Source organism: Pseudomonas sp. PDM19 (assembly GCF_014852215.1).
Classification (GTDB): Bacteria; Pseudomonadota; Gammaproteobacteria; order Pseudomonadales; family Pseudomonadaceae; genus Pseudomonas.
In genome coordinates this window covers 832,715-856,662 of record NZ_JACVBG010000003.1, presented here as the reverse complement: position 1 = coordinate 856,662, position 23,948 = coordinate 832,715, and the positions used below count along the sequence as shown (strand labels likewise).

General features: G+C 65.7%; 24 protein-coding genes. 11 read left to right on the top strand and 13 right to left on the bottom strand.

What is annotated here, in order from left to right:
• Nucleotides 1–60: 60 nt before the first annotated feature.
• A complete protein-coding gene (locus IB273_RS19870; protein ID WP_081517709.1) occupies nucleotides 61–663 on the bottom strand; it encodes a peroxiredoxin in 603 nt (200 codons plus the stop codon).
• A 268-nt stretch (nucleotides 664–931) separates the two neighbouring features.
• Between IB273_RS19870 and IB273_RS19865 the strand changes: the two genes are divergently transcribed.
• Both IB273_RS19865 and bfrB read left to right on the top strand, forming a co-directional pair.
• Nucleotides 932–1,147, top strand: a complete 216-nt coding sequence (locus IB273_RS19865; RefSeq protein ID WP_081517708.1) for a bacterioferritin-associated ferredoxin — start codon at nucleotides 932–934, stop codon at nucleotides 1,145–1,147.
• A gap of 220 nt (nucleotides 1,148–1,367) precedes the next feature.
• The gene (bfrB, locus tag IB273_RS19860) at nucleotides 1,368–1,844 is read left to right on the top strand and encodes a bacterioferritin BfrB (protein WP_017521012.1); all 477 of its coding nucleotides are present in this window, start codon (nucleotides 1,368–1,370) and stop codon (nucleotides 1,842–1,844) included.
• Nucleotides 1,845–1,890: 46 nt separating this feature from the next.
• Here the strand turns inward: bfrB and IB273_RS19855 are convergent, their stop codons facing one another.
• The 3 genes from IB273_RS19855 to IB273_RS19845 all read right to left on the bottom strand — a co-directional run bounded on the left by IB273_RS19855 (nucleotide 1,891) and on the right by IB273_RS19845 (nucleotide 5,671).
• Nucleotides 1,891–3,054, bottom strand: coding sequence for an MFS transporter (locus IB273_RS19855; protein ID WP_192224837.1), 1,164 nt, complete (start codon nucleotides 3,052–3,054; stop codon nucleotides 1,891–1,893).
• Between the two features lie 64 nt (nucleotides 3,055–3,118).
• On the bottom strand, nucleotides 3,119–3,445 hold the full coding sequence (gene grxD, locus IB273_RS19850) for a Grx4 family monothiol glutaredoxin (protein ID WP_017521010.1): 327 nt from the start codon (nucleotides 3,443–3,445) through the stop codon (nucleotides 3,119–3,121).
• 132 nt (nucleotides 3,446–3,577) lie between these two features.
• Nucleotides 3,578–5,671 carry a molybdopterin oxidoreductase family protein gene (locus IB273_RS19845; protein ID WP_192224836.1) on the bottom strand — a complete coding sequence of 698 codons (2,094 nt, stop codon included), beginning with the start codon at nucleotides 5,669–5,671 and terminating at the stop codon, nucleotides 3,578–3,580.
• A 314-nt stretch (nucleotides 5,672–5,985) separates the two neighbouring features.
• On the opposite strand from IB273_RS19845, the gene argF reads away from it, so the two are divergent.
• Together argF and IB273_RS19835 are read left to right on the top strand one after the other, a co-directional pair.
• Nucleotides 5,986–6,903, top strand: coding sequence for an ornithine carbamoyltransferase (gene argF / locus IB273_RS19840; RefSeq protein ID WP_081517705.1), 918 nt, complete (start codon nucleotides 5,986–5,988; stop codon nucleotides 6,901–6,903).
• A gap of 149 nt (nucleotides 6,904–7,052) precedes the next feature.
• Entirely contained in the window at nucleotides 7,053–8,114 is a 1,062-nt protein-coding gene (locus IB273_RS19835; RefSeq protein WP_192224835.1) for an ABC transporter ATP-binding protein, read from the top strand.
• On the opposite strand, the gene IB273_RS19830 is transcribed toward IB273_RS19835, so the two are convergent.
• The 3 genes from IB273_RS19830 to ybaK form a co-directional block, all read right to left on the bottom strand.
• Nucleotides 8,111–9,067: an FAD-binding protein gene (locus IB273_RS19830; RefSeq protein ID WP_192224834.1), complete on the bottom strand. Its 957-nt coding sequence runs from the start codon at nucleotides 9,065–9,067 to the stop codon at nucleotides 8,111–8,113. The genes IB273_RS19835 and IB273_RS19830 overlap by 4 nt on opposite strands.
• A 95-nt stretch (nucleotides 9,068–9,162) precedes the next feature.
• A complete protein-coding gene (locus tag IB273_RS19825; protein ID WP_151186172.1) occupies nucleotides 9,163–9,948 on the bottom strand; it encodes a PhzF family phenazine biosynthesis protein in 786 nt (261 codons plus the stop codon).
• Between the two features lie 93 nt (nucleotides 9,949–10,041).
• Nucleotides 10,042–10,512, bottom strand: coding sequence for a Cys-tRNA(Pro) deacylase (gene ybaK / locus IB273_RS19820; protein ID WP_081517701.1), 471 nt, complete (start codon nucleotides 10,510–10,512; stop codon nucleotides 10,042–10,044).
• Between the two features lie 171 nt (nucleotides 10,513–10,683).
• On the opposite strand from ybaK, the gene glpK reads away from it, so the two are divergent.
• The 3 genes from glpK to glpD all read left to right on the top strand — a co-directional run bounded on the left by glpK (nucleotide 10,684) and on the right by glpD (nucleotide 14,777).
• Nucleotides 10,684–12,198, top strand: a complete 1,515-nt coding sequence (gene glpK, locus IB273_RS19815; protein ID WP_192224833.1) for a glycerol kinase GlpK — start codon at nucleotides 10,684–10,686, stop codon at nucleotides 12,196–12,198.
• A gap of 134 nt (nucleotides 12,199–12,332) precedes the next feature.
• Entirely contained in the window at nucleotides 12,333–13,088 is a 756-nt protein-coding gene (locus IB273_RS19810) for a DeoR/GlpR family transcriptional regulator (RefSeq protein WP_081517699.1), read from the top strand.
• Between the two features lie 147 nt (nucleotides 13,089–13,235).
• Nucleotides 13,236–14,777 carry a glycerol-3-phosphate dehydrogenase gene (glpD, locus tag IB273_RS19805; RefSeq protein WP_192224832.1) on the top strand — a complete coding sequence of 514 codons (1,542 nt, stop codon included), beginning with the start codon at nucleotides 13,236–13,238 and terminating at the stop codon, nucleotides 14,775–14,777.
• Between the two features lie 12 nt (nucleotides 14,778–14,789).
• Here the strand turns inward: glpD and IB273_RS19800 are convergent, their stop codons facing one another.
• The 5 genes from IB273_RS19800 to glnH are packed head-to-tail and all read right to left on the bottom strand — an operon-like array spanning nucleotide 14,790 to nucleotide 18,892.
• Complete coding sequence (locus tag IB273_RS19800; protein WP_081517697.1) at nucleotides 14,790–15,692, bottom strand: MurR/RpiR family transcriptional regulator; 903 nt, start codon at nucleotides 15,690–15,692, stop codon at nucleotides 14,790–14,792.
• Nucleotides 15,689–16,747 carry a C45 family autoproteolytic acyltransferase/hydolase gene (locus IB273_RS19795; protein WP_192224831.1) on the bottom strand — a complete coding sequence of 353 codons (1,059 nt, stop codon included), beginning with the start codon at nucleotides 16,745–16,747 and terminating at the stop codon, nucleotides 15,689–15,691. Before IB273_RS19795 ends, IB273_RS19800 begins: the two co-directional genes overlap by 4 nt.
• A 9-nt stretch (nucleotides 16,748–16,756) precedes the next feature.
• Nucleotides 16,757–17,479, bottom strand: a complete 723-nt coding sequence (gene glnQ, locus IB273_RS19790; protein ID WP_081517696.1) for a glutamine ABC transporter ATP-binding protein GlnQ — start codon at nucleotides 17,477–17,479, stop codon at nucleotides 16,757–16,759.
• The gene (glnP, locus tag IB273_RS19785; RefSeq protein WP_192224830.1) at nucleotides 17,476–18,132 is read right to left on the bottom strand and encodes a glutamine ABC transporter permease GlnP; all 657 of its coding nucleotides are present in this window, start codon (nucleotides 18,130–18,132) and stop codon (nucleotides 17,476–17,478) included. Before glnP ends, glnQ begins: the two co-directional genes overlap by 4 nt.
• 16 nt (nucleotides 18,133–18,148) lie before the next feature.
• Nucleotides 18,149–18,892, bottom strand: a complete 744-nt coding sequence (gene glnH, locus IB273_RS19780) for a glutamine ABC transporter substrate-binding protein GlnH (protein ID WP_151186169.1) — start codon at nucleotides 18,890–18,892, stop codon at nucleotides 18,149–18,151.
• 355 nt (nucleotides 18,893–19,247) lie between these two features.
• On the opposite strand from glnH, the gene IB273_RS19775 reads away from it, so the two are divergent.
• On the top strand, nucleotides 19,248–20,576 hold the full coding sequence (locus IB273_RS19775) for an aspartate aminotransferase family protein (protein ID WP_081517693.1): 1,329 nt from the start codon (nucleotides 19,248–19,250) through the stop codon (nucleotides 20,574–20,576).
• Between the two features lie 10 nt (nucleotides 20,577–20,586).
• A complete protein-coding gene (locus IB273_RS19770; RefSeq protein ID WP_081517692.1) occupies nucleotides 20,587–21,150 on the top strand; it encodes a carboxymuconolactone decarboxylase family protein in 564 nt (187 codons plus the stop codon).
• A 9-nt stretch (nucleotides 21,151–21,159) separates the two neighbouring features.
• Here the strand turns inward: IB273_RS19770 and IB273_RS19765 are convergent, their stop codons facing one another.
• Nucleotides 21,160–22,170 (bottom strand): alpha/beta fold hydrolase, encoded by a 1,011-nt coding sequence (locus IB273_RS19765; protein ID WP_081517691.1) that lies wholly within the window; start codon nucleotides 22,168–22,170, stop codon nucleotides 21,160–21,162.
• 194 nt (nucleotides 22,171–22,364) lie between these two features.
• Here IB273_RS19765 and IB273_RS19760 point away from each other — a divergent pair, with 194 nt between their 5' ends.
• Both IB273_RS19760 and metR read left to right on the top strand, forming a co-directional pair.
• Nucleotides 22,365–22,808, top strand: a complete 444-nt coding sequence (locus IB273_RS19760) for a CopD family copper resistance protein (RefSeq protein WP_192224829.1) — start codon at nucleotides 22,365–22,367, stop codon at nucleotides 22,806–22,808.
• Between the two features lie 141 nt (nucleotides 22,809–22,949).
• Nucleotides 22,950–23,870 (top strand): transcriptional regulator MetR, encoded by a 921-nt coding sequence (gene metR / locus IB273_RS19755; RefSeq protein ID WP_081517689.1) that lies wholly within the window; start codon nucleotides 22,950–22,952, stop codon nucleotides 23,868–23,870.
• Nucleotides 23,871–23,948 lie beyond the last annotated feature (78 nt).

The window sequence follows — 23,948 nt, the reverse complement described above, 5'->3', positions numbered from 1 at the left end:
TCGCGCCGTCCTGAATAAAAAAGCCCCGCAATCGCGGGGCTTTTTTATTCACCAGCAGCCTTACAGCTTGCCGGCGTTCTCGGCCAGGTAGGCAGCAACGCCTTCGGGCGAGGCGGTCATGCCCTTGTCGCCCTTCTTCCAGTTGGCCGGGCAGACTTCGCCGTGTTCCTCGGTGAACTGCAGGGCGTCGACCAGACGCAGCAACTCGTCCATGTTACGGCCCAGCGGCAGGTCGTTGACGATCTGCGAACGCACCACGCCGTTCTGGTCGATCAGGAAGGCGCCACGGAAAGCCACGCCGCCTTCGGATTCGACGTCATAGGCCTTGGCGATCTCGTGGGTGATGTCGGCGGCCAGGGTGTACTTGACCGGGCCGATGCCGCCCTTGTCCACCGGAGTGTTGCGCCAGGCGTTGTGGGTGAAGTGGGAATCGATGGAAACGCCGATCACTTCGACGTTGCGCGCCTGGAAGTCGGGGATGCGGTGGTCCAGGGCGATCAGCTCGGACGGGCACACGAAGGTGAAGTCCAGCGGATAGAAGAATACCAGGCCGTACTTGCCCTTGATGGCTTCGGACAGCACGAAGCTGTCGACGATCTCGCCGGTGCCCAGCACGGCGGCCACGTTGAAATCGGGAGCTTTCTTACCTACGAGTACGCTCATTCCTTGTCTCCGGAAATGGTGAGGCGCTTGGGAGCGAAACGCCCGCTGCCCGGTCGAAACTGCCGGGCTTGAGGGGTTGCCGCTCCAGTGGGGCAGCCATCATACACCGGGCAGGCAAGGCCTTCATCCATGCGGCTTTCGCGGCAGATTCACTGACCTCACGACCATTTATCGGAGACCACGAAAGGGGTTCCTGGTAAATTTTGACAATCATTCTCATTATTATTAGTATCGCTTCCAACAACCCCACAGCGACTGTAGTGCAACCATGTACGTCTGCCTCTGCAACGGTGTTACCGATACCCAGATCCGCGATGCGATCTACGACGGCGCCTGCAACTATCGCGAAGTGCGCGAATGCACCGGCGTCGGCACTCAATGTGGCAAGTGCGCCTGCCTGGCCAAACAGGTGGTTCGCGATACCCTCGGCGAGCTGCAAAGCGCCCAGGCGATGAACTACAACCTGGCCTACGCGGCGGGTTGAGAAAAAAGACCGCTGATCGATTCAGCCAAAATTCCAAGGAAACCGGGCTCTGGCCCGGTTTTTTTATGCCCGTAATTCAGTGGTTTAGCGCCAAGTTGCGGAATGAAAACATTCGCATTCATATTCCTTTTTATAACAAATTCAAGGACTTATGTTTGACAGATGGTTATAAGGGCGCGAGAATTTCAATCTCTCCCACTCCACACGGCAGGACCCCGGCATGAAAGGCGACAAGAAAGTCATCCAGCATCTGAACAAGATCCTCGGCAACGAGCTGATCGCCATCAACCAGTACTTCCTGCACTCGCGCATGTGGAACGACTGGGGCCTGAAGCGCCTCGGCGCGCATGAGTACCACGAGTCCATCGATGAGATGAAGCACGCCGACAAGCTCATCGAACGCATCCTGTTCCTCGAAGGCCTGCCCAACCTGCAGGACCTGGGCAAGCTGCTGATCGGCGAGAACACCCAGGAAATGCTGCAGTGCGACCTGAACCTGGAACTCAAGGCCTGCAAGGACCTGCGCGACGCCATCGTGCATTGCGAAAGCGTGCATGACTACGTCAGCCGCGACCTGCTCAAGGACATCCTCGAGTCCGAGGAAGAGCACATCGACTACCTGGAAACCCAGCTGGGCCTGATCCAGAAAGTCGGTCTGGAAAACTACCTGCAGTCGCACATGCACGAAGACGACTGATAGAAAAAGGCACCGGCGCTGTTGTGGACGCCGGTGCCCTTCTCTTCTAGACGTTCGCCTTTGGCGGACGGCGCACCAGTGACGCCTTCAGCACCAGCCCCGCGCACAACCCCACCACCACCAGCAACGACAGGCGCAAGCCCACGTGCTCGGCGAGGAAGCCGATCAGCGGCGGGCCCATCAGCAAGCCGCCATAGCCGAACGACGCTACCGCCGCCACGCCGCGCGAAGGCTCGACGCCCGGCCGGTTGCCCGCGGCGCCGATCAGGATCGGCACCACCACCGACAGTCCCGCGCCCACCAGGGCGAATCCGGCAATCGCGCCGGCAACCCACGGACTGAACAGCGCCAGGAACATGCCCGCAATCGCCAGCAGCGCGAGGTTGCGCACCAGCGCCTCGTCGGCGAAGCGCACGCGCAAACGATCACCGAACAGCCGCCCCAACACCATGGTTGCGGAGAATGCCGCGAAGCCCAGTGCTGCCAGGCGTTCGGACGCACCCAGCACCTGATGCAGCAGCAAGGCCCCCCAGTCGGCAACCGCCCCTTCGGAAACGAACGCGCAGAGCGTCAGCAGACCCAGGCCGATCAGTGCCGGTGGCGGCAGGCGCCAGCCACGTTGGGCTGGCGCCTCCTCCTCCATGGGTTGCGGGCGGCCCTCGAACAGATGACGGGCGAAGAACGGCAGGATCGCCACGGCGATCAGCGCCAGCAGGCTGAAGTGCCAGATCGGCGCGAGGTCGGCAAACGCTGCCGCGCCGACTGCACCGACCAGACCGCCCAGGCTGTACATGCCATGCAAACTGGAGATGCACGGGCGGCCGAGGCGCCGCTCGACTTCCACCGCCTGGGTGTTCATCGCCACGTCCATGGTCGCAAAGGTCAGGCCGACGGCGAGGAAGCCCGCCGCCAGTACCCAGACATCCTGCGCCAGCCCGAGCAAGGGGAAGGTCGCCATCAGCGCCAACCCGGAAATCACGGTGATCGCCCGGCTGCCATAGCGCCGCACCAGCGCGCCGGCGAAGGCGAACGCCAGCAGCGCGCCGAAGCCAGCGCCCAGAAGCGCCTGGCCCAGTTGCTGCTCGTCGACCCCGGTCATGCTCTTGAGGGCCGGCACCCGCCCCATCACGCTGCCATGGACCATCCCGCCCATGGCGAAGCAGTATCCGCACGCCCAGCGCGCGGCGTTGGCCCGCGTCTGTTCAGTCATCTTTTATTTCTTCCCAAAAACAAAGCCCCGCCAAGGCGGGGCTTTGTGCGACAGCACGAAAGACTCAGGCGTTGGCCTTGCTCACGGCGTCCTTGATCAGCGGTTGCAGCTCACCCTTCTCGAACATCTCGGCCAGGATGTCGCTGCCGCCGACCAGTTCACCACCGACCCACAGTTGCGGGAAGGTCGGCCAGTTGGCGTACTTGGGCAGGTTGGCGCGGATTTCCGGGTTCTGCAGGATGTCGACATAGGCGAATTTCTCGCCGCAAGCCATCAGCACCTGCGCGGCGCGGGACGAGAAACCGCACTGGGGAGCGTTCGGCGAACCCTTCATGTACAGCAGAACAGGGTTGCTGGAGATCTGCTCTTTGATGGTATCGATGATATCCATGAACTTCCTCGGCTTAACTATCAGACACTGACCCGGCAGTCGCCTCTGGGGGCACAGGCCGGCACGGTACCGCGCATTGTACTGCAAAGCCGAGTGCAACGCTCGGCTTTGCAGGTGACGTGCGTCAGCTTGTCAGGCCGCCTCGACCTCCACCGGCACGCCGTTGAGCGCAGTGTTGCCGGAGAGTGCATCCAGGTGGCGCTCGTCGGTCAGATCGTTGGCGCTGGCACCGCCCTGCTCGCGCGCGATGGCCAGTTGCACGCCCGGTCGCCCGTGGCCCCAGCCGTGGGGCAGGCTGACCACGCCGGCCATGACTTCATCGCTGGAAGCCACTTCGATCTCGATGCTGCCGACCCGCGAGCGCACCCGTACCTTCTGCCCGTCCACCAGCCCGCGCGACGCCAGGTCCTGCGGGTGCATCAGCAACTGGTGGCGCGGCTTGCCCTTCACCAGGCGGTGATAGTTGTGCATCCACGAGTTGTTGCTGCGCACGTGGCGGCGGCCGATCAGCAGCAATTGGTCGATGGCCGGCGACTGGCTGTCGGCAAAACGGCGCAGGTCGTTGAGGAAAATCTCCGGTGCCGCCTCGATGCTGCGGCTGGCGGTTTTCAGGCGCGGCGCCAGGTTCGGCTGCAGCGGCCCCAGGTCCAGCCCGTGCGGGTGCTCGCGCAGCCGCGCCAGGTTGAGCTTGTGCTCGCTGGCGTCGCCGTAGGGGCCGAAGCGCAGGCCCATCTCGATCATCTGCTCCGGCGCCATGGTCGGCTTGAGCTCGCTGCCCTGACGCGCGGCATAGGCCTTGGCCAGGCCGACGAAGATTTCCCAGTCGTGCAGCGCACCGTCGGGCTTGGGCAGGACCGCCTCGTTGAAGCGGGTGACGTTGCGCACTGCGAAGACGTTGAAGGTGGTGTCGTAGTGATCGTGCTCCAGCGGCGCGGTGGGCGGCAGGATCAGGTCGGCGTAGCGGGTCGTCTCGTTGATGTACAGATCGACGCTGAGCATGAACTCCAGGCCATCCAGCGCCTGCTCCAGGCGACGGCCATTGGGCGTGGACAGCACCGGGTTGCCGGCCACCGTCACCAGCGCGCGCACCTGCCCCTCCCCTTCGGTGAGCATCTCCTCGGCCAGCGCCGCCACCGGCAGTTCACCGCCGTATTCCGGCAGGCCGGACACGCGGCTTTGCCAGCGATTGAAAGCGCCGCCCGCAGTGGTCGCCACCAGGTCCACCGCCGGCGTGGTGCACAGGGTGCCGCCGACGCGGTCGAGGTTGCCGGTGACCAGGTTGATCAGTTGCACCAGCCACTGGCACAGGCTGCCGAAGACTTGCGTCGAAACGCCCATGCGCCCGTAGCAGACCGCCTTGTCGGCGGCGGCGAAAGCACGCGCCAGTTGGCGGATATCCTCGGCCGGCACACCGCAGCGCGCGGCCATGGCTTCGACCTTGAACGGCGCCAGGGCTTCGCGTACCGCCTCCAGGCCATTCACCGGCAGGGCGGTTGCGCGGGTCAGCCCTTCGCTGAGCAGCGTGTCGAGGATGCCCAGCAACAAGGCTGCATCCTCGCCGGGACGGACGAACAGATGCTGGTCCGCCAGCGCCGCCGTCTCGGTGCGACGCGGATCGACCACCACCAGCTTGCCACCGCGCGCCTTCAGCGCCTTCAGGCGTTTCTCCACGTCCGGCACGGTCATGATGCTGCCGTTGGAGGCCAGCGGGTTGCCGCCCAGGATCAGCATGAAGTCGGTGTGGTCGATGTCGGGAATCGGGATCAGCAGGCCATGGCCGAACATCTGCTGGCTGACCAGATGATGCGGCAACTGGTCCACCGAGGTCGCCGAGTAACGGTTGCGGGTCTTCAGCTGGCCGAGGAAGTAGTTGCTGTGGGTCATCAGCCCGTAGTTGTGCACGCTGGGATTGCCCTGGTACACGGCCACGGCGTCGTTGCCATGGCGTAAACGAATCTCGGCAAGACGCGTGGCGACCAGCTCGAAAGCCTCGTCCCAGCCGATCGGCTGCCACTCGTTGCCGACGCGGCGCACCGGCTGGCGCAGGCGGTCCGGGTCGTTCTGGATGTCCTGCAGGGCCACCGCCTTGGGGCAGACGTGGCCGCGGCTGAAGCTGTCCTGGGCGTCGCCCTTGATCGAGAGGATGCGCTCATCCTCGGTCTCGATGGTCAGGCCGCAGATGGCTTCGCACAGGTGGCACGCACGGTGGTGGAGGGTCTTGCTCATGGCTCGCCTCGTTATTGTTGTCGCCGGCGCCTCATGGGGCCGGTCGCGGAGTCGAAAGCACTATGAATCCTGGCCTGGCGAAGCACCACCAGCTTCCGTCGGGTGAATCGCGGGGCATCAGGAACGACCATGTTGAAGCCCCGCCCGACGGGCCTTCCGGGGGAAACTTGCGTAGATCCGTCATTTCCTTATAGGATCGCGCCTTCCCCCATTTTCCGCTCCATGCGGTCCCGCCGCAGGTTCAGCCCGTTTTTTCTCACGAAAGCCGGTCGGTACCTCGGCCTGATTCTGAGAATAAGTAGTAGGTACGAACCATGAGCGCACGTCACTTCCTCTCGATGCTGGATTACACGACCGAAGAACTGCTCGGTCTGATCCGCCGCGCCACCGAGCTGAAGGACCTGCGAGACCGAGGCGTGCTCTACGAACCACTGAAGAACCGCGTGCTGGGCATGATCTTCGAGAAAGCCTCGACCCGTACGCGGATCTCCTTCGAAGCCGGCATGATCCAGCTCGGCGGCCAGGCCATCTTCCTCTCCCCGCGCGATACCCAGCTGGGCCGTGGCGAGCCGATCGCCGACGCCGCACGGGTGATGTCGCGGATGGTCGATGCGGTGATGATCCGCACCTTCGCCCACAGCAACCTGATCGAGTTCGCCGAAAACTCCCGCGTGCCGGTGATCAACGGCCTGTCGGACGACCTGCATCCCTGCCAGTTGCTGGCCGACATGCAGACCTTCTTCGAGCACCGCGGCAGCATCGCCGGCAAGACGGCGGCCTGGATCGGCGACGGCAACAACATGTGCAACAGCTACATCGAGGCGGCGATCCGCTTCGACTTCCAGCTGAACGTGGCCTGCCCGGAAGGTTACGAGCCGAATGCCGCCCTGATGGAACTGGCTGGCGATCGCGTGAAGATCTTCCGCGACCCGCGCGAGGCGGTGGCCGGCGCGCACCTGGTAAGCACCGACGTCTGGGCCTCCATGGGCCAGGAAGACGAAGCGGCCGCGCGCCTGCGCCTGTTCCAGCCATATCAGGTAACACGTGCGCTGCTCGACGGCGCTGCGGCGGATGTACTATTCATGCACTGCCTGCCGGCCCACCGTGGCGAAGAGATCAGCGAAGACCTGCTGGACGACGCGCGCTCCGTGGCCTGGGACCAGGCGGAAAACCGTCTCCACGCCCAGAAGGCGCTGCTCGAACTGTTGGTCGAGCACGCCCACTACGCCTGAGAACCTGCCCATAATCTGCCTGCGCTGGCCCGGGCGGCGTTGGAATCAGGTAAAAAATGCTCATTCAGCAGGCGTAAACTGCGCTTTTTTACCTGATTCCGCCTAGCCCGGACTGCGCTCGGCGAGATTCTGAACAGGTTCTACGTTCAATGACCCAAACGCTGCTGCTCAACCTCGAAGATCTTTCCTGTGGCTATGAACAGCAGCGTGTGGTGCAAGGCGTCAGCCTGCACCTGAACGTCGGCGACATCGGCTGCCTGCTCGGCCCCTCGGGCTGCGGCAAGACCACCACCCTGCGCGCCATCGCCGGTTTCGAGCCGGTGCAGGCCGGCTGCATCGAACTGGCCGGCGAAGTGATTTCCCGCCCCGGCTTCACCCTGTCGCCGGAGAAGCGCCGGATCGGCATGGTGTTCCAGGACTACGCGCTGTTCCCGCACCTGTCGGTGGCGGACAACATCGCCTTCGGCATTCGCAAGCACCCCGAGCGCGAGCGCATCGTCGGCGAATTGCTGGAGCTGGTGAAGCTCGATGGCCTCGGCCAGCGCTTCCCCCACGAGCTCTCCGGCGGCCAGCAGCAACGCGTGGCCCTGGCCCGCGCGCTGGCGCCGCAACCGCAATTGCTGCTGCTCGACGAACCCTTCTCCAACCTCGACGTGGAACTGCGCCGCCAGCTCAGCCACGAGGTGCGCGACATCCTCAAGGCTCGCGGCACCAGTGCGGTCCTGGTCACCCACGACCAGGAAGAGGCCTTCGCCGTCAGCGACCACGTCGGCGTATTCCGCCATGGCGTGCTGGAGCAGTGGGACACCCCGTTCAACCTCTACCACGAACCGCAGACACCCTTCGTCGCCAGCTTCGTCGGCCAGGGTTATTTCATTCGCGGACAGATGTGCGGACGCGATGCGGTGCAGACCGAACTGGGCCTGCTGCGCGGCAACCGCGCCTACAGCCTGCCGGACGGCAGTGCGGTGGATGTGCTGCTGCGCCCGGACGACCTGGTGCCGGCCGCCGATGGCGCGCTGAAGGCGCGGATTGTCGGCAAGTCGTTCCTCGGCGCGGCGACGCTCTATCGTCTGCAATTGCCCACCGGCACCCAGCTGGAATCGCTATTCCCCAGCCACTCCGACCATCAACCGGGCGACGAAGTGGCCATCGGCGTCGCCGCCGAGCACCTGGTGCTGTTCCCGGCACAGGGCAGCGTGGCGCTCTAGCCGAGCGCGCTGTCCAACTCGAGCATCAACGCCGGCAGCAACTCGAACAGGTCGCCCTGCAGGCCGTAGTCGGCGATCTCGAAGATCGGCGCGTCCGGATCGAGGTTGATCGCGGCGATGACCTTGGCGTCCTTCATCCCCGCCACGTGCTGCACCGCACCGGATACCCCTACCGCCAGGTAAAGCTCCGGCGCGACGATGCGCCCGGACTGGCCGATCTGCAGCTCCGCCGGTGCGAAACCTGCGTCCACCGCCGCCAGCGAAGCGCCCACGGCGCCGTGCAGGCGATCCGCCAGGGGATAGAGCGCCGCGAAGCCTTCCTCGGTCTGCAGCCCGCGCCCGCCAGCGACTATTACCCGCGCCGCTTCCAGTGCCGGGCGTTCGAAGTCCGGATGCTCCTCACCCTGCCAGGACGAAAGCGCGAGATCGCCCGCCCCATTGCGTCTTTCCAGCTCGGCGCTGCCGCCTTCAGCGGAAACCGGGTCGAAGGCCGTTGGCCGGATACCCAGCACTTTCAGCGGCCCTGCGCAGCGCACCGTGGCAATCGCATTGCCGGCGTAGATCGGGCGCTGGAAGGTCTCGTCATCGATCACCGCGATGACGTCGGAAACCGCATCGACGTCCAGCAGCGCGGCAATACGCGGCAGGCAATCACGGCCCATGGCGCTGGCAGGCGCGAGAATATGGCTGTAGCCAGGAGCGAGCTGCACGACCAGTGCGGAGAGGTTTTCCGCCAGCAGGTGGTCGTAGGCGGAATCGTCCACCAGCACGACGCGCGCGATGCACTCGATGCCGCGAGCGTGCTCCACCAGTTGGGTCAGGCCGCTGCCGGCCAGCAGCAGATGCACGTCACCGCCGATCTGCCGGGCAGCCGCCAGGGCGTTCAGGGTCGCCGGGGCAAGAACGGGGGAGCCGGTGTGGGTGTGATAGTCAGCGATGACCAGGGTTGCCATGGGCCTTCCTCCGAAGCTGCGAACCGCGCCAGAGGGGCGCGGTTTTCAGGGAAGGCCAGCCTACGCCGGGAAGACGAAATCTCCCCGGTCACAGATCAAACAACCAGCAGACGACCGCTGGCCACCAGGCGCGCATAACCGGCGATGCTCACGCGGTCGTCCTCCAGGCGGCACCACAGCTCGCCGCCGCGCTCGGAGCACTGGAAGGCGCGCATCTGCAGCTTGTTCAGGCGGCCCGACCAGTAGGGGATCAGGCTGCAGTGGGCGGCGCCGGTCACCGGGTCTTCGTTGAGGCCGATGGCCGGGGCGAAGAAGCGCGAGACGAAGTCATAGTCATCGCTGCGCGCAGTGACGATCACCCCCAGGTACGGCAGACGCGCCAGGGCGGCGAAATCCGGCTTGCAGTCGCGCACGGCCTGCTCGGATTCCAGCAGCGCCAGCAGGTGCGAGGCGTTGCTCAGTGCGTCCACCACGTCCACGCCCAATGCGCTGGCCAGTTCCACGGTGGCGCCGGTTTCGCTCGGCGGCTGCGCCGGGAAGTTCAGCGCCAGACGGCCCTCCTCGCGGGTCACGCGCAGCGGGCCGGACAGCGAATTGAGCTCCAGCACCTCGCCCGGCTCATCGAACACCTCGAACAGCACGTGGGCGCTGGCCAGGGTGGCGTGGCCGCACAGCGGCACCTCGGCGGTCGGGGTGAACCAGCGGATGCGCCAGCCCTCGGGTTCCTTCACCAGGAAGGCGGTCTCCGAGAGGTTGTGCTCGGCGGCGATCTTCTGCATCAGCTCGTCGTTCAGCCAAGCATCGAGGCGATAGACCATGGCCGGGTTGCCGGCGAAAGGACGGTCGGTGAAGGCGTCCACCTGATGGAAGTCGAGCAGCATGGCGATCTCCTTGTAAGTGATGGCCGAGCATGACAGAAGCCGGCGGGCGGCGAACCGTACAGTGGGGACCACACAGTCCCCGGGGTTGAGCGATCAGGGGCGGCCGATGGGCGCGAACTTCGCCGAGGTCAGGCCGGCCAGCGTCTCGGCGCTCAGCTCCACTTCCAGACCGCGTCGGCCAGCGCTGACATGGATAGTCGGGAAGCCCTGGGCGGATTCGTCGATGAAGGTGCGCAGGCGCTTCTTCTGTCCCAGCGGGCTGATGCCGCCAACCAGGTAGCCAGTGGCGCGCTGCGCAGCGTTGGGGTCGGCCATGTCGGCCTTCTTCACGCCCGCCGCGTGGGCCAGCGCCTTGAGGTCCAGGCTGCCCACCACCGGCACCACCGCCACCAGCAGTTCGCCCTTCTCGCTTGCCGCCAGCAGCGTCTTGAACACCCGCGCCGGGTCGAGGTTGAGCTTCTCGGCGGCCTCCAGGCCGTAGGACGGCGCCTTGGGGTCGTGCTCGTAGCTCAGTACGTGGTGTTCGGCGCGGTTCTTTTTCAGCAGGTCGATGGCGGGGGTCATGATCGGCGGGCTTCTCGCAGGCGGCTTTCCAGCGCATAACAGTAAGCCAAGGTGTGGCGTACTGCACGGTGTTCGCTTCACCGACGGGGATGAATCCCGTATGTTCACCGCCAATCCCTACCCGGCCCTGCCGCCGGGGTTGCCGAACGGAATCCGCACAAGGCCGCTGCCATGACCGACCTTACGAACAAGAAATACGTCGTCGCCCTCGACCAGGGCACCACCAGCTCGCGCGCCATCATCTTCGACCACGACGCCAACGTGGTCAGCACGGCCCAGCGCGAGTTCGCGCAGATCTACCCGCAACCGGGCTGGGTCGAACACGACCCGATGGAAATCTGGGCGACCCAGAGTTCGACCCTGGTGGAAGCCCTCGCCCAGGCCAGCATCAGCGTCGCCGAAGTGGCCGCCATCGGCATCACCAACCAGCGCGAAACCACCCTGGTGTGGGACAAGAGCACCGGCCGGCCGATCCACAACGCCATCGTCTGGCAGTGCCGGCGCAGCGCGGCGATCTGCGAGCAGCTCAAGCGCGACGGCCTGGAACAGCACATCCGCGACACCACCGGGCTGGTCATCGATCCCTACTTCTCCGGCACCAAGCTGAAGTGGATCCTCGACAACGTCGAAGGCGCCCGTGAACGCGCGCAACGCGGCGAGTTGCTGTTCGGCACGGTCGACAGCTGGCTGATATGGAAGCTCACCGAAGGCGAGGTGCACGTCACCGACTACACCAACGCCTCGCGCACCCTGATGTTCGATATCCATAAGCGCGACTGGGACGAACGCCTGCTCGCCGCGCTGGGCGTACCGCGCGCGATGCTGCCGCAGGTGCGCCCGTCCTCCGAGGTGTATGGCCACGCCAAGGTCGGCGGCCTCGGCGTGCACCGCACGCCGATTGCCGGGATCGCCGGCGACCAGCAGGCCGCGCTGTTCGGCCAGATGTGCGTGGAGCCGGGCCAGGCGAAGAACACCTACGGCACCGGCTGCTTCCTGCTGATGAACACCGGAGACAAGGCGGTGAAATCCACCCACGGCCTGCTCACCACCATCGCCTGCGGCCCGAGCGGCGAAGTGGCCTATGCGCTGGAAGGCGCGGTGTTCAACGGCGGCTCCACCGTGCAGTGGCTGCGCGACGAACTGAAGGTGATCAACGACGCCCACGACTCCGAGTACTTCGCCACCAAGGTGAAGGACAGCAATGGCGTCTACCTGGTCCCCGCCTTCACCGGCCTCGGCGCGCCCTACTGGGACCCGTACGCCCGTGGCGCGCTGTTCGGCCTGACCCGTGGGGTGAAGGCCGACCACCTGATCCGCGCCACCCTGGAGTCCATCGCCTACCAGACCCGCGACGTGCTCGACGCCATGCAGCAGGACGCCGGCGAACCGCTGCGCGCCCTGCGCGTGGATGGCGGCGCGGTGGCCAATAACTTCCTCATGCAGTTCCAGGCCGACATCCTCGGCACCCCGGTGGAGCGCCCGCAGATGCGCGAGACCACCGCCCTCGGCGCCGCCGTGCTGGCGGGCCTGGCCTGCGGTTTCTGGGGCAGCCTGGGCGAGCTGAAGAACAAGGCGGTGATCGAGCGGGTGTTCCAGCCGGCCTGTGACGAAGCCGAGCGCACTCGCTTGTATGCCGGGTGGAAGAAAGCCGTGGAGCGCACCCGCGGCTGGGCAGCAGAAGACTGACCGCACGAACCTGTAGGAGCGGGCCATGCCCGCGATCTCGCGCATGGCGCGCTCCTACAGGCGGTGCATTGCATGACAGAGAGGCCGCGCTGCGGCATCCTTGCCCTCCCGGCCCGTCCGCACGAGCACAGCGCATGAACCTGCCACCCCGACAGCAAAGCATCCTCGACCTGGTCCGCGAGCGCGGCTACCTGAGCATCGAGGAACTCGCCCAGCAGTTCGCCGTGACGCCGCAGACCATCCGCCGCGACATCAACCAGCTCGCCGAGCAGAACCTGCTGCGCCGCTACCACGGCGGCGCGGCCTGGGACTCGAGCATCGAGAACACCGCCTATAACACCCGCGCCGACCAGATGCGCGATGAGAAGCAGCGCATCGCCGAGGCCATCGCCGCGCACATCCCGGACAACGCTTCGCTGTTCATCAATATCGGCACCACCACCGAGGCCATCGCCCGCGCCCTGCTCGGCCACAAGAACCTCAAGGTCATCACCAACAACCTGCACGTCGCCAGCATCCTCGCCGGCAAGGACGACTTCGAAGTGCTGATCGCCGGCGGCACCGTGCGCGGCGACGGCGGCGTGGTCGGGCAGGCGGCAGTGGACTTCATCGAGCAGTTCCGCGTCGACTTCGCCGTGGTCGGCATCAGCGGCATCGACGAGGACGGCAGCCTGCTGGACTTCGACTACCAGGAAGTGCGCGTCTCCCGCGCCATCATCGACAACGCCCGGCAGGTGTTCCTCGCCGCCGACTCCAGCAAGTTCGGGCGCAACGCCGTAGTGCGCCTGGGGCCGATCTCCCTGGTCAGCCGGGTGTTCACCGACTGCCCGCCGCCCACCGCCGTGGCGCGCCTGATGCACCAGCACAAGGTCCAGCTCGAACTGGTCTGAGTCGCGCCCGACTCCTTCACTTTCGAACATTCAGACGAATGTCTGCGCGAATCCGCGCTCAAGGCTGGTCATATTTCATTCATTGAACTAGGATATTTTCGAAAACGAACATCACAAGATTCACTTTCAATCCCCAAGGCGGCCCCCATGAACCCAACCAGCAAGCGCCACGCGCCCCTGGCCGAAGTCTATGACCTGGCCGTCGTCGGTGGCGGCATCAATGGCGCGGGGATCGCGGCGGACGCTGCCGGGCGCGGGCTGTCGGTGTTCCTTTGCGAACAGCACGACCTCGCCGCCCACACCTCCTCCGCCAGCAGCAAGCTGGTCCACGGCGGCCTGCGCTACCTGGAGCACTACGAATTCCGCCTGGTCCGCGAAGCCCTCGCCGAGCGCGAAGTGCTGCTGGCCAAGGCTCCGCACATCGTCCACCCGCTGCGCTTCGTACTGCCGCACCGCCCCCACCTGCGCCCGGCCTGGATGATCCGCGCCGGCCTGTTTCTCTACGATCACCTGGGCAAGCGCGAGAAGCTGCCGGCTTCCCGGGGTGTGCGCTTCGGCCACGACAGCCCGCTGAAGGCCGAGATCATCCGCGGCTTCGAATACTCCGACTGCTCGGTGGACGACGCCCGCCTGGTGGTGCTCAACGCCATGGCCGCCCGCGAGAACGGCGCCCATGTGCACCCGCGCACCCGCTGCGTCAGCGCCCGGCGCAGCAAGGGTCTGTGGCACCTGCATCTGGAGCGCGCCGATGGCAGCCTGTACTCGGTGCGCGCCCGCGCGCTGGTCAACGCCGCCGGCCCCTGGGTCGACCGCTTCCTGCGCGAGGAACTGCGCCAGAAGCCGCCCTACGGCATCCGTCTGATCCAGGGCAGCCACCTGATCGTGCCGCGCCTGTACGAAGGTGAGCACGCGTACATCCTGCAGAACGAGGACCGGCGCATCGTCTTCGCCATCCCCTACCTGCGCCAGTTCACCCTGATCGGCACCACCGACCGCGAATACCAGGGCGACCCGGCGAAGATCAGCATCAGCGAAGAAGAGACCGACTACCTGCTCAACGTGGTCAATGCGCACTTCAAGCACCAGTTGGGCCGCCAGGACATCCTGCGCAGCTTCTCCGGCGTGCGCCCGCTGTGCGACGACGAGTCCGACGACCCTTCGGCCGTGACCCGCGACTACACCCTGGCGCTGGACAATACCCCCGGCGAAGCGCCGCTGCTGTCGGTATTCGGCGGCAAGCTGACGACCTACCGCAAGCTCGCCGAGGCCGCACTGGAGCAACTGGCGCCGCACTTCACCGGCGTGATGAAACCCAGCTGGACCGCCAGCGCCCCGCTGCCCGGCGGTGAAGCCATGACCAGCGTGGAAGACCTGGCGATCCAGCTCATGGACCGCCTGCGCCAGCTCGACCCGGCCCTCGCCCGGCGCTGGGCCAGCACTTACGGCAGCCGCATCTGGAAACTGCTGGACGGCGCGCACAACCTCAGCGAACTGGGCGAACACCTGGGCGCCGGGCTCTATGCGCGGGAGGTGGAATATCTGGTCCACGAGGAGTGGGCGCGCGACGCCGATGACATCCTTTGGCGCCGTACCAAGCTCGGCCTGTTCCTCAATGCCCGGCAGCGCGAGCGCCTGGAGCAGTTCCTCAGCAGCGAAAGCCCGCTGGAGCCCAGAACCCAGGTCGCCTGAGGCGGCGTCGCCTCAGAGCGACGCGTTCAGCTCGCTGATCAGTTCTTCGCGCTGGCGCAGTGACTCCAGCGCGCTTTCGCCCAATCGCCCCGCCACCTCGCTCAACAAGCCCTGCGCCAGCAGCATGAAGGCGCACATGCTGTTGCTGTAGAACAGGCTGTGGTTGGGCACATAGAAGCTGTGCCGCGCCACCTTCGCCAACGGCGAGCTGGAGGAATCGGTCAGGGCCACGACCTCGATGCCATGGCGCGCGGCGACTTCCGCCGTGGCCAGCACGCTGGGCGTATAGGGGAAGCAGCTGGCGACCACCAGCACATCGCCGGCATCCAGTTGCGCCAACGCATCGGCCACGCCCTGGCGGCTGGCATCCAGCGCTGCCACGTCCTGGCGCAGCATGCCCAGGCCGTAGGACATGAACAGTGCCAGCGAAGTGAACTGGCGCATGCCATGGATTCGCACACGGCGCGCGCTGGCGAGAAGCTCCACCACACGGGAGAACACTTCCGGCTCGACCTGCTCGATCAGGCTGGCGATGTTGGTGCTTTCCTGCCGGCCCAGGCGGGTCAGGCGCGACAACGTGGTGTCGGCGGGAGTCAGCAGCAGGCGCGAGGCCTGGTCGCTGTAGAAATTCTTGCCCTCGGTCAGCTCGCGGCGGAACAGGTCCTGGAACTTGCTGAAACCGCCGTAGCCCAGGCGCTGAGCCAGGCGCGACAAGGTCGAGGCGTTCACCCCGAGCTGCTCCGCCAGCTCGCTGATGGAGGACACCGCGGTGCGCTGCGGTGCCTCGATCAAGGCAGCCAGCACCCGCCGCGAACTGCCGCCCAGAGAGATGCCCGACTCACCGCGCTCGATAGCCTCCAGCAGTTGCTTGAGGGCTCCCAGGTTATCGGGCAGTGCGGCGGGCGCTTGGGTCATCGGGCAGGTCCGTTGGCGGAAGAAGGACGGGTACTGCCGGCGCTTTCCACGTGCTGGACGTCCGGCTGGCAGTAGACGCGCCATTCTACCGAGTTCGCGCCGATGAGAAACACGGCGGTGGCCAGGGTGTTCTCATCGTCCGGGTCGTCCGCCGCGCGACGGTAGATCGGCAGCTCGGGATCAGCGCCATCGCGCAGGATCGCCAGCGCGCGGGCCTCGTCGAGCAGACCGCCCCCCTCCCCCAGCAACCCGTCGACGCGACGCTGGCGGCTGCCGGAACTGCCGGTGATGCGCTGGCCGGCGGCGTCCAGCCCGGCATCCAGCAGATGATTGGAGTGCCCGCCCGGACGCCGCACCTTGCGCACAACGACGCCGGCCGAGCAGGCTTCGACGCTCAGCAGATGAGCCGAACCGACCTGCCCGAGGGCATGGTGGAAGGCACCGGCGCGGCCTGCGCGGGAGAGCACGTCGACCGCCTCATCCAGGCTGGCGCAATCCAGCACCGCACGGGCCAGTACCTGACGCGGCAGGCCGGTCGGGATGTTGGCAGGGCGGATGTTGTTCACCGTACTGACCAGCCCGGCGGCATTCACTGCGAAGGTGTGGCCGGGAATGGAGCCGGGGTAGACGAAGCTGGTGAAAGCTATGCCTTGCTCCGGCGCCGCCTGCAGCAGGCCGCAGGCACCCTCGAGGGAAGGCAGGCCATCCTCGTTGTGGGCGATCAGCCAGCCCTCGGCGGTCGGCCCGAACACCGTGGTGCAGCCATCCACGCTCTGCGGGCTGACGAAGTCGCCGCGGCAATTCCACAGGAAGACTTCCTCGACCGGCAGTTCCAGCCCATCGGCCAGGCCGCGGATTTCCTCCCAGATACGCGGGAAGTCGGCCTCGACCTGCGCCTGCATGGCTTTCGCCACGCCCGCCCCGGCCAGGGCCGCGAGGCTCCGCCACAGTGGCAGCGGGCGAAGGCGCTGATGCACCGCGTCGCGGCCGAAGCGGCCCAGCCCCAGGCCGATGTCATACGGGCTGCCGCCCAGTTTCAGGGGTTGCAGGATCATCGGCGCACCTCAGGCGACATGTTGCAGGAACTCCCGCAGACGCGGGCTGGTGGGGTTGCCGATCAGGCTGGCGGGGTCGCCGTCCTCGGTGATGCGGCCCTGGTCGATGAAGATCAGCCGCGAAGCGACCTTGCGGGCAAAGTCGATCTCGTGGGTGACGATGACCATGGTCATGCCCTCCTCCGCCAGATCCTTCATCACCTGCAGCACTTCATGGCGCAGCTCGGGGTCGAGCGCCGAGGTGGGCTCGTCGAACAGCATCAGCTTGGGCTTCACCGCCAGCGCGCGGGCGATGGCCACGCGCTGCTGCTGGCCGCCGGACAACTCCGACGGATAGTGCCCGGCGCGCTCGGAGAGCCCCACCTTCGCCAGCAGCGTACGCGCCAGCGCCTCGGCGTCCGCCTTCTTCGCCCCGCGCACGCGGATCGGCCCGAAGGCAACGTTTTCCAGTGCGGTCATCTGCGGGAACAGGTGGAACTGCTGGAACACCATCCCCGCCTCCTGGCGGATCAGGCGCTCGTCCACCTTCGGGTCGTTGACCTCCATGCCATCGACGAACAACTGGCCGTCGGTGATCACTTCGAGCTTGTTGATGCAGCGCAGCAGCGTCGATTTGCCGGAGCCGGAAGGGCCGATGATGACCACCACCTCGCCGCTGCCGATCTTCAGGTTGATGTCGTGGAGCACCTTGGTCTCGCCAAAGTGCTTGGCGACCTGCTTGAACTCGATCATAGGATCTTCAGCCTCGATTCCATGCGCCGCAGCACGTAACTCAACACCAGGGTGATGACCAGGTAGATCACCGCCACCGCCGACCAGATTTCCATCGCGCGGAAGTTGCCGGCGATCACCTCCTGCCCCTGGCGGGTCAGTTCGGCGACGCCGATGACGATGAACAGCGAGGTGTCCTTGATGCTCACGATCCACTGGTTGCCCAGCGCCGGGATCATCCGCCGGAAGGCCAGCGGAGCGATCACGTAGCGCAGCGTGTCGCGCCCGGAAAGCCCCAGCGCCAGCCCCGCCTCGCGGAAGCCCTTGTTCACCGAGAGCAGCGCACCGCGGGTGATCTCGGCGATGTAGGCGCCGGAGTTGATCATGATGGTGACCACCGCTGCGCTGAACGGATCGATGCGCACCGGGATCATCAGCGGCAGGGCGAAGTAGATGAACATCACCTGGACCATGATCGGCGTGCCACGGATCAGCTCGACGAACACCAGCGCCACGCGACTGCCGATGAAGCCGCCGTAGGCGCGGCCGACACCGGCCACCAGGCCGATCACCGCGCCGCCGATCAGACCGAGAATGGATATCCACAGGGTCAGCCGGGCGCCCTCGAGCAGCACCGGCAACGCGTCCCAGATGGCGGACCATTGAAAATGCATGGATGCCTACCTCGTCTTATTTCGGGTCGGTGCCGAACCACTTGCGGTAGATCTGCGCATAGGTGCCGTCCTCACGCAGCTTCTTCAGCGCCGCGTTCACCGGCTCGCGCAGTTCGCTGCCCTTGGGGAATCCGATGCCGTACTGCTGCGCCATCATCTGCTCGCCCACGGCCTTCACCTGCCCGTCGCCAGCGGTCTTGATGTAGTAGAGGACGTTGGGAGTGTCGTGCATCGCGGCATCGACGCGGCCGGTGCGCAGCTCCAGGTAGGCGTTGTCGACGTTGGGGAACTGGCGCAGGTCGCCGGCCTTCAGATTGGCCTTGGCGTAGTCCGCCGAGGAGGTGCCGCTCTTCACCGCCAGGCTCTTGCCGGCAATGTCGGCGGAGCTCTTGATGCTGTCGTTATCGGCCTTGACCATCAGCAGGAAGCCGCTGTCGTAGTAGCCGTCGGAGAAGTCGATGACCTGCTTGCGGTCTTCCTTGATGGTGATGCCGGCCAGGGCCGCGTCGACGTTGCGGGTCTGCAGCGCGGGGATGATGCCGTTGAAGTCCATCGGCTTGAGCTGGTAGCTCACGCCCATCTCCTTGGCGATGGCTGCCCAGAGATCGATGTCGAAGCCGACGTATTTGTCGCCCTGTTTGAACTCGAAGGGAACGAAGGCGGTATCGGTGGCGATCAGCAGCTCCTTGTCGGCAGCCATCGACTGGCTGGCGGCGAACAGGGAGAGAGCGGCGAACGAGGCTTGCAGCAGCTTTTTCATGCAGGACTTCCTCTTGCGGGACGGCGGGATGCGCCATGCCCTGGGGCTGGCGCGCATTAGCGGCAGTTCGATGCAACGGGCCTGGGCCCGGACTTTATTGTTTTGAGCGGCTAACCCCCGTCAGGGGCTGCATGCACTTGCGTGCTTTTGTGCAAAATAAACATGCAATAAATTTATTTGCAAGTATTTTTCCCAACCCAAAACACCCCACGCCCCGCCTGACGCACCCGAAAAATCAAAGAAAAGCACCGCAGGACGCGCATTAGCCAAATGCAGAGCTACGTCATTCTTCGCAAGAAAAATTTGCCAAGAGCAAAAATGCATTTAATATTTGCGCAAACCCCAGGAGGTCACCATGAGCCACGTCCTGCACCGCAGCCTCATCCAGTCCTACCCTACGGCCGTTCGCGGCGACGGCGCCTACCTGATCGACAGCGAGGGCCGTCGCTACCTCGACGCCAGCGGCGGAGCCGCGGTGTCCTGCCTGGGGCACAGCGACGCCGAAGTGATCGAAGCGGTACGCCGGCAGATCGGCACCCTGGCCTACGCCCATACATCCTTCTTCACCAGCGAGCCAATGGAAGAACTGGCCGACTTCCTGATCGCCCGCGCCCCGGCCGGGATGCGCTCGGTGTATTTCGTTTCCGGCGGTTCCGAAGCGGTAGAGGCGGCGCTCAAGCTGGCCCGCCAGTACTTCGTGGAGATCGGCCAGCCACAGCGCACGCACCTGATCGCCCGCCGCCAGAGCTACCACGGCAACACCCTCGGCGCCCTGGCCGCCGGCGGCAACGCCTGGCGACGCCAGCAGTTCCAGCCGCTGCTGATCGATGTCAGCCACGTCAGCCCCTGCTACGCCTATCGCGACCAGGCCGAAGGCGAAACGCCGGAAGCCTACGGCGAACGCCTGGCACGGGAACTGGAAACGGAAATCCTCAACCTCGGCCCGGACAAGGTCATGGCCTTCGTCGCCGAGCCGGTGGTGGGCGCCACGCTGGGCGCAGTGACCGCCGTGCCGGGCTACTTCAGACGGGTGCGGGAAATCTGCGACCGCTATGGCGTGCTGCTGATCCTCGACGAAGTGATGTGCGGCATGGGCCGTACCGGCAGCCTGTTCGCCGCCGAACAGGAAGGCATCAGCGCCGACCTGATCACCATCGCCAAGGGCCTGGGTGCCGGCTACCAGCCCATTGGCGCCACCCTGGTCAGCCAGCGTATCCACGACGCCATCGCCAACGGCTCGGGCTTCTTCCAGCACGGCCACACCTATATCGGCCATGCCACCGCCTGCGCCGCTGCCCTGGCCGTGCAGAAGACCATCGAACAGCGCAACCTGCTGCCACGCGTGCGGGAGCTGGGCGAACAGCTGCAGCAACGCCTGCGCAGCGCCCTTGGCGAGCATCCCAACATCGGTGACATTCGCGGTCGCGGGCTGTTCCAGGGAGTGGAGCTGGTGGCCGAGCGCGCCGGCAAGACGCCCTTCCCCGCCGAAGCAAAACTGCACGCACGGATCAAGAAGGCCGCCATGCAGGAAGGCCTGATGTGCTACCCCATGGGCGGCACGCTGGATGGCCGCCGCGGCGACCACATCCTGCTGGCCCCGCCCTTCATCCTCGAAGAAGCGCAGCTGGATGAACTGACTGAAAAGCTGCAGCGCGCCATCGTCAAAGCCATCGGCAGCCTCTGAAGGACCTCGCATGAAAATCGACTCACGCCTGACCCCGCTGTCCGACGCCAACATGGACGACGAACAGCGCCGCGTATTGCAGGAGATCCTCAGCGGTCCGCGCGGTAATCTGGACGGCCCGTTCCTGGCCTGGGTGCACAGTCCCGGACTGGCGGACAACGCCCAGAAGCTCGGCGCCTTCTGCCGCTATGGCACACGCCTGGAACTGCGGCTGAGCGAACTGGCGATCCTGGTCACCGCCGCCTGGTGGCAATCCCAGGCGGAATGGCAGATCCACGAACCCATCGCGCGCCAGGCCGGCCTCAGCGACGAAGTGATCGAGGCCTTGCGGCAGAATCGGACACCGGACTTCCAGCGTGAAGACGAACGCCTGATCCATCGCCTGGGCCGCTCGCTGTACGAAACCCGACGCATCGACCAGGCGTTGTACGAAGAAGCCACGGCCAGCTTCGGTGAGGCCGGGCTGGTGGAGTTGGTGGGAATCTTCGGCTACTACGCGCTGGTGGCCATGACGCTCAACGCGTTCTCGGTGCGGCGCGAAACCGAGGCGCCACTGCCGTTCAGCGAACCCTGAGGCAGGCGATCAGAGTTGTGCGACGTGCCCGCCGCCCTGATGTTCGCGCAGGTAAGGCAGCACCGCGCCCAGCAGCGGCTCCTTGAAGTCTTCCTGGAAGCGGTGCGCCATGCCGGGGATCAGCTTGAGTACCGAACCGCGGATGTGCGCCGCCACATGTACGCCGTGCATCACGGGCAGTAGCGGGTCGGCGGTGCCGTGGACCACCAGGGTCGGTACGTTCAGGCGGTTGAGCAGTTCCACCCGGCTCGGCTCGGCGAGGATCGCCAGCATCTGCCGTTGCACGCCTTCAGGATTGAACGCTCGATCGTAGGAACGCGCCGCCTGCTGCAGCAACTGCTGGCGATCGTCGCGCACTTCCGGGCTGCCGAGGGCTGCCAGCAGATCAGCCTGCTGCTCGATGGCCTGTTCGCGGCTGGCCGCTTCACGCCGGGCGAGCAGGCGCAGCAATGACTCGCTGGGCGCCGGCAGGCCTTCTGCACCGGAACTGGTCATCACCAGTGTCAGGCTGATCACCCGGTCGGGCGCCATGTCGGCCACGTGCTGGGCGATCATCCCGCCCATGCTCGCGCCCAGCACATGGGCACGCTCGACATGCAGCGCATCCAGCAGGTGCAGCGCGTCGCCGGCCATGTCGGTCAGGCTGTAGGGCGCGCTCACAGGCAGGCCGAGGCGATAGCGAATGACTTCGTAGGTCAGGTTGCCGCTGGGCGTAGGAACGCGCCAGGAAGACAGGCCGACATCGCGGTTGTCGTAGCGGATCACCCGAAAGCCCTGCTGGCAGAGCGCCTCGACCACTTCGTCCGGCCAGTGGATCAACTGGCCACCCAGGCCCATGACCAGCAACAGCGTCGGGTCCTGCGGACGACCGATGCTCTGGTAGGCCAGACGCACGTCACCCAGGTCGACCAGTTCGGTCGGCACCCGCGCATCGCAGCGATCGGCGGCAACCGCCCGATCGGCAAAAGAAAGAGAGGACAGGCCGCAGCAAAGTGCGACTGCCAGCAGGAAAGCTCGCATGAATGAAAATCCGGAACGCAAAACCCCAGTTGAGCGCGATTCTGATGAATTTCCGTCGCTCGCTCTGCCACAGGTCCGTGACAGTTTGATGAAAGGCGCTGAGCGGTCACCGACGGCCCTTCCCATGATCCGGATCAAGGGAGGTCGCCCCTCGCACTGGCGAAGATAGGAAACCCCCGCTCGGAAGTTTCCTCATGGCCTACCCCATCCTGCTGGTGCTGCACCTGTTCGCCGCGATCATGTTCGTCGGCACGGTGTTCTTCGAAGTGCTGATCCTGGAAAGCGTCCACCGCCATGTCCCGGCACGGGCGATGAAAATGGTCGAGGGTGCGCTGGGCCGTCGCCTGCGCCGGGTGATGCCCTGGGTGATCCTGACCCTGTTCGGCAGCGGTCTGGGCATGCTGCACCTGCGTTACGCACCGCTGCTGGCCGCCCCGCTGGCATCGCCCTTCGCCACCCTGCTCAGTCTCAAGTTGCTGCTGGCCACCAGCGTCCTGGCCCATTTCCTCTTCGCCATGTATTCCTTCCGAGTCGGGCGCATGACCGGCCAGCGCTCCCGGCGCATCCACTACAGCGTGTTTGCCCACGTGGTACTGATCGTGCTGCTGGCCAAAGGCATGTTCTACCTGAGCTGGTGACCCCCGGCCGGCAGCTCCAGCCCGGTAAGGCGGGCTGGCGAAAGCGTGCTGGTGAAGTGCCAGTCACCGGCTTATCATGAGAGCAGTTCAATTGATCTGCCGTTTCATCAAGATTTCCTCATAGTGAGGCGAGGCCGCGCCATGCTTGAACTCCGTCACCTGAAAACCCTGCATGCCCTGCGCGAAGCCGACAGCCTGGTGGAGGCCGCCGAGCGTCTGCACCTGACGCAGTCCGCCCTGTCCCACCAGTTCAAGGAACTGGAGGAGCGCCTCGGCCTGTCCCTGTTCATCCGCAAGACCAAGCCGGTGCGTTTCACCAGCGCCGGCCTGCGCCTGCTGCAGTTGGCCGACGCGGTGCTGCCGCAACTGCGCGGCGCCGAGCGCGACCTCGCGCGCCTGGCCGGTGGTACCGCCGGCCGCCTGCACATGGCCATCGAGTGCCACAGCTGCTTCCAGTGGCTGATGCCGACCATCGACCAGTTCCGTGACGCCTGGCCGGAAGTGGAGCTGGACCTCGCCTCCGGCTTCTCCTTCGCCCCGCTGCCGGCGCTGGCCCGCGGCGACCTGGACCTGGTGGTGACTTCCGACCCGGTGGACATCGCCGGCATCACCTACGTGCCGCTGTTCACCTACGAGGCTCTGCTGGCGGTGGACAACCACCATGCGCTGGCCGGCAAGTCGTTCATCGTCCCGGAAGACCTGGCCAACCTGACGCTGATCACCTACCCCATCGAACGCGATCGACTGGACATCTTCACCCGCTTCCTCGAACCCGCCGACGTCGAACCGGCGCAGGTGCGTACCTCGGAGCTGACGGTGATGATGATGCAGTTGGTGGCGTCCGGACGCGGCGTCTGCAGCCTGCCCAACTGGGCGCTGCACGAGTACAGTTCGCGAGGCTATGTGACCGCCAAGCGCCTGGGGGAAAAAGGCCTGTACTGCACCCTGTTCGCCGCCATTCGCGCCGACATGCTGGATGCGCCGTTCATGCGCGATTTCCTGCTGACTGCGAAGGACACTTCGTTCGCCACCCTTGAAGGCGTCAGCGCGGCGAAGAATTGACCTGACACCGGGCGTCCGTCGCAGAGCGCCAATCCCGCCCGGGGACAGGATTCCAGAACTGGAACGCCGCGAGAGCAT